The 14845-nt window shown below is 50.8% G+C and carries 16 protein-coding genes; 15 read left to right on the top strand and 1 reads right to left on the bottom strand.

Annotated features, from left to right (window positions below; all coding sequences use genetic code 11):
• Nucleotides 1–506: 506 nt before the first annotated feature.
• The gene (locus IB222_RS26305; RefSeq protein WP_008815933.1) at nucleotides 507–869 is read right to left on the bottom strand and encodes a helix-turn-helix transcriptional regulator; all 363 of its coding nucleotides are present in this window, start codon (nucleotides 867–869) and stop codon (nucleotides 507–509) included.
• Between the two features lie 258 nt (nucleotides 870–1127).
• On the opposite strand from IB222_RS26305, the gene IB222_RS26300 reads away from it, so the two are divergent.
• The 15 genes from IB222_RS26300 (at nucleotide 1128) to IB222_RS26230 (ending at nucleotide 14791) form a co-directional block, all read left to right on the top strand.
• Nucleotides 1128–1583 (top strand): transcription termination/antitermination NusG family protein, encoded by a 456-nt coding sequence (locus IB222_RS26300; protein ID WP_016361119.1) that lies wholly within the window; start codon nucleotides 1128–1130, stop codon nucleotides 1581–1583.
• A gap of 78 nt (nucleotides 1584–1661) precedes the next feature.
• A complete protein-coding gene (locus IB222_RS26295) occupies nucleotides 1662–1886 on the top strand; it encodes a hypothetical protein (protein WP_008815931.1) in 225 nt (74 codons plus the stop codon).
• A 20-nt stretch (nucleotides 1887–1906) separates the two neighbouring features.
• Nucleotides 1907–2575 carry a lytic transglycosylase domain-containing protein gene (locus tag IB222_RS26290; protein ID WP_032490873.1) on the top strand — a complete coding sequence of 223 codons (669 nt, stop codon included), beginning with the start codon at nucleotides 1907–1909 and terminating at the stop codon, nucleotides 2573–2575.
• A gap of 9 nt (nucleotides 2576–2584) precedes the next feature.
• A complete protein-coding gene (locus tag IB222_RS26285) occupies nucleotides 2585–2878 on the top strand; it encodes a TrbC/VirB2 family protein (RefSeq protein ID WP_032490874.1) in 294 nt (97 codons plus the stop codon).
• Nucleotides 2879–2887: 9 nt separating this feature from the next.
• The gene (locus IB222_RS26280; RefSeq protein ID WP_032490875.1) at nucleotides 2888–5635 is read left to right on the top strand and encodes a VirB3 family type IV secretion system protein; all 2748 of its coding nucleotides are present in this window, start codon (nucleotides 2888–2890) and stop codon (nucleotides 5633–5635) included.
• Nucleotides 5636–5646: 11 nt separating this feature from the next.
• Nucleotides 5647–6369 carry a type IV secretion system protein gene (locus IB222_RS26275; RefSeq protein ID WP_050296633.1) on the top strand — a complete coding sequence of 241 codons (723 nt, stop codon included), beginning with the start codon at nucleotides 5647–5649 and terminating at the stop codon, nucleotides 6367–6369.
• A 14-nt stretch (nucleotides 6370–6383) separates the two neighbouring features.
• Nucleotides 6384–6677 carry an EexN family lipoprotein gene (locus IB222_RS26270; protein ID WP_032490877.1) on the top strand — a complete coding sequence of 98 codons (294 nt, stop codon included), beginning with the start codon at nucleotides 6384–6386 and terminating at the stop codon, nucleotides 6675–6677.
• On the top strand, nucleotides 6670–7671 hold the full coding sequence (locus tag IB222_RS26265; RefSeq protein ID WP_095661763.1) for a type IV secretion system protein: 1002 nt from the start codon (nucleotides 6670–6672) through the stop codon (nucleotides 7669–7671). The genes IB222_RS26270 and IB222_RS26265 overlap by 8 nt, the downstream gene beginning before the upstream one ends.
• A gap of 199 nt (nucleotides 7672–7870) precedes the next feature.
• On the top strand, nucleotides 7871–8554 hold the full coding sequence (locus IB222_RS26260; RefSeq protein ID WP_032490880.1) for a type IV secretion system protein: 684 nt from the start codon (nucleotides 7871–7873) through the stop codon (nucleotides 8552–8554).
• Complete coding sequence (virB9, locus tag IB222_RS26255; protein WP_117343855.1) at nucleotides 8554–9450, top strand: P-type conjugative transfer protein VirB9; 897 nt, start codon at nucleotides 8554–8556, stop codon at nucleotides 9448–9450. The genes IB222_RS26260 and virB9 overlap by 1 nt, the downstream gene beginning before the upstream one ends.
• Complete coding sequence (virB10, locus tag IB222_RS26250; RefSeq protein ID WP_040118347.1) at nucleotides 9447–10727, top strand: VirB10/TraB/TrbI family type IV secretion system protein; 1281 nt, start codon at nucleotides 9447–9449, stop codon at nucleotides 10725–10727. Before virB9 ends, virB10 begins: the two co-directional genes overlap by 4 nt.
• Before the next feature lie 10 nt (nucleotides 10728–10737).
• On the top strand, nucleotides 10738–11766 hold the full coding sequence (gene virB11 / locus IB222_RS26245; RefSeq protein ID WP_050296636.1) for a P-type DNA transfer ATPase VirB11: 1029 nt from the start codon (nucleotides 10738–10740) through the stop codon (nucleotides 11764–11766).
• Nucleotides 11753–12157, top strand: coding sequence for a cag pathogenicity island Cag12 family protein (locus tag IB222_RS26240; protein WP_050296637.1), 405 nt, complete (start codon nucleotides 11753–11755; stop codon nucleotides 12155–12157). Before virB11 ends, IB222_RS26240 begins: the two co-directional genes overlap by 14 nt.
• Nucleotides 12158–12260: 103 nt before the next feature.
• Complete coding sequence (locus IB222_RS26235) at nucleotides 12261–12566, top strand: conjugal transfer protein (protein WP_095661764.1); 306 nt, start codon at nucleotides 12261–12263, stop codon at nucleotides 12564–12566.
• A 2-nt stretch (nucleotides 12567–12568) separates the two neighbouring features.
• Nucleotides 12569–14791, top strand: coding sequence for a type IA DNA topoisomerase (locus IB222_RS26230; RefSeq protein ID WP_050296639.1), 2223 nt, complete (start codon nucleotides 12569–12571; stop codon nucleotides 14789–14791).
• The last annotated feature ends 54 nt before the right edge of the window (nucleotides 14792–14845 follow it).

Here is a 14845-nt window from a genome sequence, read left to right as displayed (position 1 = left end):
ACCCGCCAGCACTTATGGCGGTGTGGGGGGGTTGTGTTAGGTTACGCATTTGCTATAATCCTTTTCAGGCGCCGCGCCTGCTTTCGACCCCCTGAATATCCTTCGTTCCGCCAAGTTCGAGTTGGGATTTCAGGGGGTTTTTGCATTCAGGGTGTGGCTTTTGCCCCTATCACCCTTTCCCTAGACGCTATTACCGGGAACGTCCCACCCGTATGAATACTTGTAAACGCAGGTAAATTACCACGTAGTGAAGCAACGATCAATTCCCCCACCAAAAGATCCCGCAAAGAACATATCTAATTTACCTAATCAATTCATAGAGATATTGAGTCTAAACATTATTAATATTGTGAATATCAACAGGTGTTTTCTCTTGTCTATGTAGATTCAGAGTGAACGCATTTCTTTGTTAATTCAGTGAAAATTCCGCTTCCTCGCTTTGAGTGTTCAGTGCTCGCCTATGGCTGCGCTCCGCCTCAATCAAAGGCTGCGGCGAGCTGTGCTGGCTAGTCTTTCAAGCACTCGTTTAGTTGTTTTAATAATTTTCTGGCTTCTTCATTCTGTTTACGTAATTTTTTATTTTCCTCCAAAGTATAGTATTGAAGGTTTTCTTCTGGGTTAACCCTATTACGATGCACCTCAAGCATATTCTTAGCCATATCGTCATCCACTGTATAAAAATAATACTCAGGATAATCCAGCAGTCTTGCGATTTTAACTACCAAGCTAAAAGGGGGTTCCGTCCTTCCGACTTCGTAACTCGACAACCTCGATCTTGAGTTTTTACCATCTATATCAATAAGTTGAGATAATTTTTCTTGCGATATCCCCGCAGCCTCTCGCGCTTCTCGCAATCTTTTCGGCACCATGTTCACCCCCTTTTTGGGAGTCTAATCTTACAAGGCGCATTCGATATCAATGTCCACAATACGAATCATGGTTGATTTTGTATCATAAAGTAATGTAATCTCTAAGACTCTTTAGATTGACACACCAAAACAACTGAATATAATAACATTACTGTATTTATATACAGTTGTTTTATCATGTTTATGAGTACGCTCGTTCTAGTTTCCGCCAAGCTAGCACGGCGGAAAATGGGGGCTTGTGCCCACAAGGATGGGAACATGAACTTATGGTATGTGCTGTACTGCAAGGCTCAGGATGTTGGTAAAATCACTAAAAGAGTCAATGGATTAGGGGTTAGTGTTTTTTGCCCTCGCTATGTAAGAGTCTCTCACCGAACCGACTGCAATTCGGTTCGGATCGAGGAAAAAGTGTTGTTCCCTAATTATTTGTTCCTCTCTTTTGATATCAATAAAATCCACACCTCAACAATTTCGTCTATCCCTGGGGCTGTCGGCTTCATTCGCTTCGGTTCCGATGCCTGCACCGTTCCCCAGAAAGTGATATCAGCGATTGAATGCGCTCGGCTGATTGCGTTGAACAATGACGATCAAGCTATTGAGTGCCGTAATATCTCGTCCACTTTGCTGCTAAAAATTCAGGAAATCTCGCTTATCAAGTCGATAGAACAACGGCAGGTTGCTTTTTCACACCTGCTGCAATCGTCTAACCCTTAAACCCGACCTCATTTTTTATACATACCAGCACTGCGGGCGATACCCTGCGGTGTCTTTTTAATAGGAGTAACCATCCCCATGCCGAAAAAGAAGTTGGGCGAGCCAACGAGTACGTCGGTGATTTATATCGGACAACAGCGTTACCAACTGTTAGCAAAACATGCTCGTGAAATCAGTTATTTATCCAACACCAATATCAAGACAACAACATTCCTTCACTACCTGATTGATGAATTCACCAAAAAAGGCCATGCCTCACTGCTTAACCAGTTGCAGAAGGCTCCCCCCGCTGAAGAGGAATAAACCATCTAATAGGAGGAGAAATGATTTCATCCGCCGTGCTTCTGACTCTGGCCATGCAATGCGCCCCAACCATTCACCCGGATACATCGCATGATGTAGCTAGGGTCGAATCTGGCTTGAATCCCTTTGCTATCGGGGTTGTCGGCCAGAAAAAAGGGCTTTTCCCCAGCAACATAAATGACGCTCTTGATCATATCGACCAGCTCAAGGCGAAAGGTAAAAATTACTCAGTTGGTCTGATGCAAATCAACCAGGCTAATTTTTCCCGTTACGGTGTCACTGCAAAACAACTGTTTAATCCCTGCACCAACCTGACCGTCTTCGAAAAAATCATCACTGACTGCTACCTCCGGGGCGGCACCCTGAAAAGGGCGCTGAGTTGCTATTACTCCGGCAACTTTGATACCGGCCAGAAGCCCGAAGCCGCATTTTCCAAAACCAGCTATGTACAGCGGATGGGTTACAAACCCGCGCAAAAATATGTCGTGCCTTCCAGCAAGGCCGATCAAGAAAAGCAAAACGCCACACCAGGCAATGCAGCACCCACGCCGCAGATACGTTACCCCAAAGGTATTGTACGCGGCGATCTCATCACCTCCGGCGCGCAAGCGTCACCTAACCAGGCTACACCCGTTTCTTTCCCGTCACAGGTTGTGCGGGGGGAGTTTGTAGTCACTACATCTAAATAAGGAAATATCATGAAAATTTTACGCTCTATCAAAAACGCTCCTGCTCACCTTGCTGCTGTCGCGGCCTCTGCTGCTATGTCCTCACCGGCATTCGCGGACGGGTTCGCCAAAGCCGAAACGTTGCTGGAAAAAATCTCGTCTGGCCTCACCGGTCTGGCCATCGTCACCATTACCATCGCTGTTATCTGGGTGGGTTACAAAGTGTTATGGGACGGCAAAAGCCTTCACGACTGTAAAGGGATCATCATTGGCGGCATTCTTATTGCCAGCGGTGCAGAAATCGGCGCTCTGTTGATGAGCTAAGGGGCGGAAATGGTCACGCTGAATAAAGCCCTGACGCGCCCCGCTATGCTGTTTGGCATTCCGATGGTGCCGTTAGTTATCGTCAGTGGGGCAATTATCCTGCTGGCGATATACCTCACTAAACTTTTGTTGCTGTTCCTGCCGGTAAGCTGGTTTGTCATGAACCAGATGGCTCGAAAGGATGCCCACATTTTCGGATTAGCCTTTTTAAAACTGAAAACGCGGGGCAATAAGACGTGCAACACCCACTACGGCGCAACGGCGTTCCTGGCGAACGACTACGACGCCGTAGACATCACGGAGTTCATCAACACTATGCGACTTAACGAACGGGTCACGCTCACCAAGCACATTCCGTATTCGTCGCACATTCATGAAAACGTCATTAAAACCCGAGGTAGCGACCTGATCGCAACGTGGGAAATTGGCGGAACGGCGTTTGAATGTGATACGGAAGAAAATCTCGACATACTGTCTGGTCAGTTTAATAACCTGATTAAGTCCTTTGAAGGGCGACCGGTGACGTTTTACGTTCACAATATCCGTGAAACGTACCACGATCACTTTGACGGGCATTCGGGTAACGATTTTGCCGATACGGTCAGCGAACGGTACTACTCGACGATTGAAAACCATCCTTTCCGCCATAATCGCCTGTTCTTCACCGCCTGTTATATGCCCTTTGTCGGACTGGATAAGGTCGAGCGCAAACGGATGTCCGACGGACAGAAGCAACATGCGTTAGACAGTGCATTAAAAGAGATGTTGGAGATCTGCCAGACGGTCGGCACGTCCCTGTCGCGTTTCACCGCGAACCAACTCGGGGCGTATGAAGAAAATGGCCGCGTGTTTTCGTCGCAACTGTCTTTCTATCGGCGGCTGTTAAGCGGCGTCTGGCAGAAAACAGCCGTTACGCGCACGCCATTTTATGAAACGCTCGGCACAACCGACCTGTTTTTCACCGGCGATGCCGGGCAAAGCAATAACGTAAACGGAAAGACCTTCTTCCGTGGGCTGGAAGTGAAAGACTACGCGCCGGAATCCTTCACCGGGATAATGAACGTGTTGCTGTATGCCCCGTGTGACTATGTGATCACCCAGTCTTTTACCTGTATGGCGAAAGATGAAGCGCAAAAGCACATCAAGCAGACGGCCAAGCGTTTACGCAGCACGGAAGATGATGCCATTTCGCAGCAGGAAGACTTATTTGTTGCCCTGGACATGTTGCAGGCCGGACACATTGCCTTTGGTAAATATCATTTTTCCCTGATGGTATCGGCACCCGGTACAGAACGGCTGATTAAAGATACAAACAGCCTGATCAACGCCTTCACCGATCTGGGTATCACCCCGACGCTCTCCACGTTGTCGCTGCCCGCTGCCTACCTGGCACAAATGCCGGGGGTGTACACGCTAAGGCCGCGACTTGTCCCCATCAGCAGCCAGAATTTTGCAGAACTGGCGTCATTCCATAACTTCTATACGGGGAAACGGGATAAGAACCCCTGGGGTGAAGCGCTTTGCGTTCTCAAAACCCCATCGGGCGGGGCGTATTACATGAACCTGCACAACTCAATGCTCAATAAGGATGATTTCAACGAGAAAAATCTAGGCAATACCAGCGTTATCGGCACCGCCGGTTCGGGCAAAACAATGCTGATGGCATTCATTCAGGTCATGATGCAGAAATATCGGCAACCCCGGAGTTTTTCGCCGCAGGCTAAAACGCAGCGTCTTACTACCGTTTATTTTGATAAGGACAGGGGGGCAGAACTCAACGTAAGGGCGTTGGGTGGCCAGTATTATAAGGTGAAAAGCGGTGAGCCTACCGGCTGGAATCCCTTCCGGCTTCCACCGACCAAACGCAATCTGAACTTCATCAAGAAGCTGATGCGCATACTCTGCACCCGCAACGGACAAACCTTGTTCCCGCGCGACGAGCTGCGTCTTAGTCAGGCAGTGGATGCGGTCATGAAGGAGCTACCGGCTGAACACCGTGGGTTTGGTATTACCCGGCTGTTGGAGAACCTTACCGAGCCGCCAACGAAGGAAGCGCAGGAAAACGGGTTACGCGTCAGGTTGTCACAGTGGGCGCAGGGTGGCGAATACGGCTGGGTTTTCGATAATGACCTGGACACCTTTGATATTGGCGAATGCGACAATTTCGGCATCGATGGCACGGAATTTTTGGACGATGCCGACGTGTGTGCGCCGATTTCGTTTTACCTGCTGTATCGCGTCACCAGCTTGCTCGACGGGCGACGCCTGGTGATCTTCATGGATGAATTCTGGAAATGGCTCAACGACCCGGTCTTTTCTGATTTCGCCTTTAACGTGCTGAAAGTCATCCGCAAACTGAATGGCGTGTTTATTCCTGGCACACAATCACCGGCTGAAATACTGATTAACCCGATATCTCCTGCCGTGGTGGAGCAGTGCGGCACGCAAATCTTTACGGCAAACCCGAAGGCTGACCGCAAAGACTATGTTGACGGCCTGAAAGTCGCCCCGGAAATCTTCGATATCATCAAGAACCTCGATCCGCTGTCACGCCAGTTCGTGATAGTGAAAAGTCCTCTGAAAAAAGGTGACTTACGCAACTTTGCGGCACTCGTCACCCTTGACCTGTCCGGGCTTGGTACTTATACAAAAGTGTTAAGTAGCAGCGCTGACAACCTCGAAATTTTTGACTCTGTGTTTCAGGACGGCATGAAGCCGGACGACTGGCTGGAACGCTACCTGCAACTCGCACTCTGAAAGGAAATAACATGAAACTGAAAACTCTGTCTGCCGCCTGTCTTGCGGGGGCTTTGCTGTGTCCATCACTGACAGCCTATGCCGGTATTCCTGTCATGGTTGATGCTGATCCGTTACGTCAGATTCAATACGCGACCGACGCCCAAAACTGGCTTAAAACGGTGGAACAGTATAAATCCCAGCTTAATGCCTACAAATCGCAACTGGCGACCGCGACCGGCGTACGCAACGTACAGGACTTTTTGAGTCAGGCTAAGGGGCTGTCTAATGACCTTAAAAACCTGCAAAAAAACGGCATTTCACTCAACGACCTGCTGACGAACTCCGGCGGGTCATACAGCAGTGCGCTAAACGGCCTGTACAGCAAGTACAAGATGTTTGACACCTGTGATGCTACGCAGACCCAAAGCTATGCTGATACCTGTAAACAAATCGTCATTAACCGGGCGGTGGCCGTCGAAGATACCACTGCGGTACAGGAGAAGATCAACAGTACAGTGAGTGATATTTCCACCCTTGTAAGTCGTATAGAAATGTCGCAAGACGCTAAAGAGTCACAGGATTTGGCGAACACCATAACGTCAAAAAGTGTACAGTTAAACGCGCTGACCACGCAGTGGGAAATGAGCGTGAAACAGTCGGAACTGCGTGATCAAATGCTGACATCGCAGCGACAAAAAGCCCACCGACAGCAACAACTGAGTGCGCCGGTAGCTGATTTAAACAACTTATGACAAGGATTTTTCATATGACGATTAATAACCGCACTATTTTATCCTCCCTGCTTGTTTTAAGCCTGTTTGCTTTAGGTGGTTGTGAAGAGAAAAAAACTGAAGAGTGGTATATGGCTCATCATGACGAATTAATAAAAGACTATGCCGATTGTTTGAAAACCCAAACATTCAGCAGTGAGCGGTGCATCCCTGTTGTGAATGCTTCCAAAAGGTCAATGAATGAGCCTGACGTTGTAGCTGGACTACAAAAAGTGCAAACAGAGTACGTAAAAAGCAGGATGCATCCAGAGAATAAAAGTCATGAGTAGCGAAGGTGTTTTCTCTGGAATGGATGCCGCTGTAATGAATGGCTTAAACAGTGTTTTACAGGGGCAAATGTCCCTGTATTCAACGCTGATGTCAGGATTAGTTACCGGTTCTGCCACTTTGTACATTCTTTGGCGTGGCTATCAGACACTGGCGGGGAAGCTACATACCCCGGTAGAGGACGTAGCGTGGGACTTGGCGCGAATGGGGATCATCCTAGCATTTGTCACTAATGCAGATGGCTACCTAGACGCCTCGGTTGCTGCCATTAACGGTTTAAAAGATGGTTTCAGCGGAAGTGAAAATGTCTGGGTTTTACTAGATACACTTTGGAGTAAAGCTCAGACGCTGGGGCAAACCTTATTTAACCTAGATAATTCAACCTATGTGCAACTCAATGGCGGCATTGCTGAGCTATTAGTTTGGGGGGGAACAATAGTAGCCTTAATTATCGCCACCATTGTTAATATGGGGGCTGAAATAATGTTGTTATTAATGACAACAACGGCACCCATATTCATTTTCTGCCTTATCTACGGTTTTCTGCGACCGATGTTCAATAACTGGCTCCAGGTAATCTTCACCGCTATCCTGACCCTCATGTTTTCGGCCTTATCTTTACGGATCGCGATTGAATACCTTAGTAACATATTGGACAAAGCAAGCGTCGGGGCTAATGCCAACAACATTGTAACGCTGGCCGCACAGTGTTGCCTTGCCGGTATCGGTTCCGGGTTCGTAGTCTGGTTATCGGCAAAAATTGCCGGTTCACTGGCAGGGGCTAGCGTACAGGGTGTGGTACAGGGCGCGGCTAAAATGGGGCTAATGGCAGGCGGGGGCGCAGCGAAAAAAGCCGCAAGTACCGTAGGAAAGCCCGTGGGGAATGCTTTAGGCAGTATTGGCGATAAGGCAGCGAATAACCTCAAAGGCTCATCGGCCAGTAATGCCAAAGCATCGGCAAAAGCCGCAGTGGAGAAAATGAAAGCCCAGAACTAGCAGATATCCCGCCACACCTGTTCCCATCGCACGACTCATTACTTTTTAATCCTTTCAGGAACCTAAACCATGAAACGCTTCATCATATTTATGATGTTGTGCACCCTTGCGGGCTGCGCACAGCAAAACCATTTCCCGCCGGATGTTTCCGGCGACCTTCAACCCGTTAATTCCGCTTCCGTTATGCAGGAGGTGAATAATGTCTGAATTACAAAAAATGCTGAATGCCTCGCAGTCGTTTGAAAAAGTGATGCTGACACGCGATGCGCGGGCTAAAAAACTCGCCTTTGTTATCGCCGCCGTCGCCACGGTATTTGCCTTACTTTCCGTTGTGGCCGTCATTGTCATGCTTCCGCTAAAACACACGGAGGTCGAACTTTACACCGTAGACAGCCACAGCGGGCGGGCGGAATACGTCACCCGAGTGAAAGAAAAAGACATTGCGACCGAGGAGGCAATGGCGAAAGCCTTCGCCGCCAATTACGCCACGCTCCGGGAGGGATACAACTATTTCGCCCTGCAAAGCAATTATGACACGGTGCAGCTCTTTAACAGCGGACAGGTCAATGCGGACTATCTTGCCTGGTTCGCCGGACAGGATGCACCCGACAAGGTGTATCAGAATGCGGCTAACGTGGTGGAAACTGAGGTCATTTCCAATATCATCAGCCAGGCTACCGCGCCCGATATGCTGGCAACCCTCCGACTGAAAAGAACCATCCGCCACGTTGTTGACGGCGCTACGCGCGTCGAATTCTGGAACGTTCGTCTGACATACCACTACGTGCCACACAAGGCGCTGACTGACGCGCAGCGTGAGAGTAATCCGCTGGGCTTCATCGTCACCAGTTACCAGCGTGACAAAGAACTGAGGAAAGAATAATGCGTAATCTATTCGTCATTCTCACTTTGATGCTCTGCTCATCGGCGTGGGGAGCCGCAACCCCGCAGGGTAGCCGGTACGACAGCCGTATGCAGCAGGTGGCGTACAACGTGCAAAACAGCACGGTGATCAACACCCGCGCCGGTTACGTCACCACGTTAGTTTTTGCCGATGATGAAGCGGTGATCAGTACCGAAGTCGGCTTCATTAAAGGATGGGCGGTAACAAAGGAGGCGAACCGCGTCTATATTCGCCCCGCCCCCATCACGCAGCCGGTGACGGATGCGGACGGCTCAACCGCCCAGCAGGCATTTTTACCCGAGTCGAAAGACTGGAAAACCAACCTGTTTGTCACCACGTCGGCACACTTCTACAGCCTGGAACTTAACGTACTCGATGAAGGCGCACCGGCAAGCAGTCTGGCGTTTGTTGTGACCTGGAATTATCCCGAGGCCAGCCGTAAGGCCAGCATGGAAGCCGTGAAGGCGCGGCAAAAGGAGCTGACGGAGGCGCAGGAAAAAAGCCGCATCGCCAAAGCGTTTAATGCCGCCACTACACCGCGAAACTGGAACTATGCGCAGCGTGTGAAGCAGGGCAGTGAAATGGCTATGCCGGACTTTGCCTATGACGATGGCCGCTTTACTTACCTGGGCTTTTCACCGCTGAAAAAGATCCCGAGTCCCTTCCTGCTCGTCAACGGCAAAGAACAAACGACCATCCCGTCGTTCTCGCAACAGGGAAACTATCGCGTGATGGTCGTTCACTCGCTGGCTCCAAAGCTGGTCTTACGCTACGGCGACGCCGTGGTGGGCATTGTTAATCAGGGATTTGGTCTGGCAACGGTCAGCAACGGCAGCACCGTTTCACCGGCGGTTAAACTGGAGGAAAAACCATGACGGATACGCAAAACCCAACGCCTCTCGATGGGAGCGAAAACCCTTCATCCGAGAGAGAAAAAACGGTGGCCGAGCTGGAAGTTGAAGCACGCGAACGGGCGCAGGCACAGCGTAAAGAGTCTGCGCCGGTGGAGGACGTTAAACCCGACCAACCCGAGGTAAACAGCCTCAAAAAGCGCGGTAAAAATCGTCTTATGACGCTGGGAATACTGCTTTTAGCGGCGCTTATCGTATTAGCCTGGATGGGTGACTGGGCTTATAACCATTTCATGAGCGCCCCAGCCCCCAAGGCTGAACAGGCAAAAACGGCACCGGATGATGTCAGTTACGGACGGAAACGTCAGGGCATGGGAATGGCTGAAAACCCGCTGGGGTTGCAGGACACAGCTTCGACCGATACCACAACAAACCTTCCTCGTGCCGCCGCTCCGCCCGTCTCATTTAACAAGTCTATGGCACTGGCGGCGATGGCCAGCACGCAAAGCAGCGGCCAAACCGCCACAGTTTCGCGCACGGCTGAACGCAGTACCACAGAGCACAGCGTATCTCCCGCGACCGCGCAACCTTATACACCTTGCACGGTGCCGCTGGTCATGGATGCCAGCGGAAAGCTGGCCTGTCCTGTCGGGGCGGAGGCATCACCTGGTGTGGCACCGGCAGTTTCCACCGTAACCGGCGTACAACGTATGCGGCTTGACCCGGATTTGTATATTCCGGTCGATACCTATATTCCCTGTACGCTTCAAACCCGCTTTGTGTCCGACGTTGCCGGGCGTATTTCCTGCCTGATATCTGAGGACGTTTACAGTGAAAGCACCCATGTACGGCTGATACCAGCAGGCACCCGCGCCCGTGGCGTCTACAAGACCGGCACACTCAATCACGGCCAGGCGAGGATGTTCGTGATGTGGACGGAACTCAGAACCCCGGACAGGCTAAAAATCCCGATGGTTGATTCTCAGGTCGTGGGCCAGCTCGGCGAGGCCGGTATTGATGGCTGGATCGACACGCATTTCTGGGAGCGTTTCGGCAACGCAATGATGCTAAGTACCGTGCAGGACGTAGCCGCAGCGGCGGCAAGTTCCGCCCCGTCGAAAGACCGCAATACCGATTACACGGAAAATTCACGCGCTGCCGCCGCTGAAATGGCAAAAACGGCGCTGGATAACAGCATCAATATCCCGCCAACCATCTACAAAAATCAGGGCGATATCATCGGCATCATGACCGGTTCAGACATCGATTTTTCAGGCGTCTACAGCCTGAAACTCAAATAAGGAGGGCATTATGGGCGTCAGTAACATTTCACTCGACCAGCATAAACAGCGCATGTTCGGGGATTTTCTTCACCTCGATGGCCTGACCGAAATCGCGGTAAACCGCCCCGGAGAGCTGTTTACCAAAATCCGCGGAGTGTGGCAAAAACACGCCGTTCCGCTCACGCTGGCACAGTGTCAGACATTTGCCACTGCGCTTGCCAACTATCAGGGGGACCATATTGATGATACATCGCCAGTGCTGTCCGCCACGCTCGAATCTGGCGAACGTTGCCAGGTGGTGATGCCTCCGGCTTGTGAGCGAGATACGGTGTCGATCACTATCCGCAAGCCTTCCCTGATACAAATTCCCCACCAGTCCTATATCGACGGCGGCTTTTACGACCGGGTCACGGGTAAGGAGAAAACAGCAAGCCATGATGACGAACTTTTACGTTTATACAATGCCGGAGCTATTCCCGCTTTTATGGAGAAGTGTGTCGAATATGGCAAGACCATCATCATCGTGGGCGGTACGGGGTCGGGGAAAACAACCTACCTGAAAACGATGATCGGGTATATCCCCGTCAACCTGCGACTGGTGACTATCGAGGACAACCCGGAGACGCGCTTTTATGGCCATGAAAATTACGTGCATCTTTTTTACCCCGCCGATGCGGGAGAAAAAGCCATTGTGACCCCAGCCAGTCTGGTACGGGCAAACTACCGCATGAACCCTGACCGTATTTTACTGGCCGAGGTGCGCGGAGGTGAAGCCTGGGACTGTCTGAAAATCATCGGCTCGGGGCATGAAGGGCTGATCACTTCTCTGCACGCAGGTAGCCCGGAAGAGGCCATTAACGGGCTGGCGGAACGCTGTTATCAAAACATGGAATGCCAGAACATCCCCTATTCGGTACTGCTGCGTAAGGTATTGAACAGCATTGATGTCATCGCCAGCATTGACGTGAGCGGCGATATTCGCCGCATGGGTGATATTTACTTTAAGCCGGTGCATCGCGCCGGTGTGATGGAGAATTTCAGGAATGAAACATTTTAAACCGCTGGTTGTACTCAGTGCATTTCTGGTACTCGCGGGCTGTTCATCCCCGCCCGAACCGGCAGCCGTCGAGTGGGATAAGCCTCTTTCGCCGACCAACGGCACATTGCCTTTATGGCAGGAAAACATTGTTGTTACACCGTCGCCGGTCGTGTCCGGGCAGTGGTCGAGAGTGATCACCGATTTTCAAGATGAAGGACAGATTTGGACGCCTGATGTCTGGTATGCCGTTGCTCATTCCCCACACGTTGCCGTCTCTGCGCCGGATGCGACCGCGTTCTTTGCTGCTAAAGCGTGGTTGAGACAACACGGCGCACAAGGGCTTATCTCTTATCTTCCAAAAACTCACTGCCTGACCTGCAACACCACCGACATTTATTTTTCCCGATAACGGCGGTGAGACAGATTTTCAATCTGTTTTTCCGGCGTTGAACAACCAGAGGGCGTTAGCCGTCTTTTGTTTGTCTCAAAATCACCTCAAGGAATAAAACGTTATGAAAAAAACCGCAATCGGGGCGGCACTCCTGTGCCTGACCGCTGGCTTTTCTGCGCCTTCATTTGCTGCTGACCCGTGCGAGGTCGTCCTGTGTATGTTCGGCAAAGTAACCGGTAATAGCGGCGGCAGTGAATGCAGCAGTGCCGAAAAAGCCTTTTTCAGCATTAATTCTTTTAAGAAGAAAGGCCGGTTTGACCCATCGAAGACATCAAACATGCGTAAAGCGCTTTTGGGGGAATGCAAAGCCGCAGACCCGGCAGCTATAGCCAAAATCATCAGTCAATTCGGGCGGATCAGGGGGTAATCATGAGACTTTTTATCGCAGAAAAGAAAGGATTGGGTGAAGTGATCGCCCTTGCCCTGGGCAACGGTGTAAACCGTGGCGGTTATATCGAATGTGGCACCGACGTGGTGACGTGGGGATCAGGCCACCTGCTCGAGCTGGTCAAGCCTGAAAGTCATAACCCCGCTTACGAAAAATGGAACGAGGCCGATTTACCGCTGAAACTGCGACCGCACCGCTACCAGCCGATTGAGCGCACCGCAGGCCAGTTTAAAACGGTAGCGGCGCTGATTGAGAAGGCGAGTGAGATTGTTCACGCTGGAGATCCCGACGCCGAAGGCCAGCTTTTAATTGATGAAATTTTGACGTACACCGGCACGAAAAAACCGGTGAAGCGCGTCCTTATCAATGACCTGAACACGGAGAAAGCGCGACAAGCGCTGACGCAGTTACGCGACAACAGCGAGTTTTACGGATTATCCCAAAGCGCATTAGCGAGAAGCGTTGGCGATCAACTCTTTGGCTTCAATATGACCCGTGGTTACACCCTCGCCGCCCGTAAAAAAGGCGGCAAAGATGTGTTATCGGTTGGTCGGGTACAAACACCGATACTGGGTCTGATCGTTCACCGTTATGAAGCCTTCAAAAACCATGCGGCAGCGTTTTATTACGCTGTCAGCGCCGGTTTTATGATTAACGGTTTTGACCTGACCCGTTGCGACGGAGGTGAGATACCGGCGAGATTTTCCGTACCAGACGATGCCCCTACGGACGATAAAAAACGCATTATCGATAAGCACTACGCTGATAATATCGCCAGTACTACACAGCACCAACCCGCCACGGTGACACAGGCACAGACCGAACCGAAAACATCACCGGCACCGCTGCCCTTCTCGCTGTTAGATTTGCAGGTTCACATGAGCCGTGAGCACGGTCTGCCCGCTGAAAAAACGCTGGCCGTTACACAATCGCTGCGCGATAACTTTAAGGCGATCACCTATAACCGCTCAGATTGTCGATACCTGAATAACGAACAGTTTAATGATGCGCCTCAGACTATCGCGGCGGTGAGTGCAGCATTAAGCGGCACATTTCCCCCGCAAGTTCTGGCCGACCTCGACAGCAACAGAAAAAACCGTGCCTTTAATGAAGGTAAAGTCGGAGCGCATACCGCGATTATCCCGACCGGCACCGCGCCCGATACAGCAAAAATGAGCCAGGACGAACGCGCGGTATACACCGCGATTGCCACGCAGTACCTGGCTCAATTCTTACCGGAAAAAACGTATCTGGCGGCCAGCGTCAGTTTTTGCGCAGCGGGCAACACCTTCACGGCCAGTGCCAGGAAAACAACCGGGATGGGCTGGACGGCGCTTTTACAAGAGAGCGACAGCGACGCTGAAAGTGGCGACGGCGAGAGTGAGCCAGGGAAAGATAATGGCGATGGCTTATTTTCCGTATTAACGGCACTAAGCGTGAACGATGCCGGAACCTGTAAAACCGTCACCGTCAAAGCGGAGAAAACCAAACCACTGCCACTTTATACCGAAGCCACGCTGTTACGTGATTTACAGCGCGTGGCAAAATATGTGAAAGACCCGCGTATTAAAGCTTTATTAGTCAGCCGGGACAAAGACACTGAGGGGGAAAATGGCGGGATCGGCACACCGGCAACCCGCGCCGAAATGTTAAAAACCTTACTGAACCGCAACTTTTATACCGTGGAAAAAAAGAAGCTTATCCCCACGGAATTAGGCATCAGCTTTATTCATGCCCTGCCCTCCATCGCTACCGAACCCGATATGACCGCACTCTGGCACGAGCAGCAACAGCAGATCGAAAAGGGGAAAATGACCTGCGATGCGTTTTTAGACGAGCTGGAAATCTTTATTGCGGAGCAGCTTCAACACGTCGATGTCAGCGCAGTCAACGTGACGGCCAGCGATAAAGAAAAAAGTGAAAAGAGTCAGTTTGAGCGATTAAACGCACCCTGTCCGTCCTGCGGTAGCAGCATCATTGTGACCCCTAAAATATTCCGCTGTACTCAGTGCGACTTTAAAATCTGGCCGACAATAGCGGGTAAAAACCTGACCAAGAATCAGGTTGAAACCATCATCAGTAAAGGTAAAAGCGCAGAGATTAAAGGCTTTACCAGCAAAGCGGGTAAGCCGTTCTCGGCGTTCGTGGTGCTAAAAGATAAGGCCACCGGGCAAACTGCGTTTGAGTTTCCACCACGTAAATAAGCCTTTCACCTATATGGCGGCGTCATGCCGCCACTCCCCATTAGCTTAGGTAAC

The organism is Citrobacter sp. C13, from assembly GCF_014596815.2.
GTDB lineage: Bacteria > Pseudomonadota > Gammaproteobacteria > Enterobacterales > Enterobacteriaceae > Citrobacter > Citrobacter portucalensis.
Note: the sequence above shows the minus strand (reverse complement) of the source record. Positions and strands in the feature narration are given on the sequence as shown.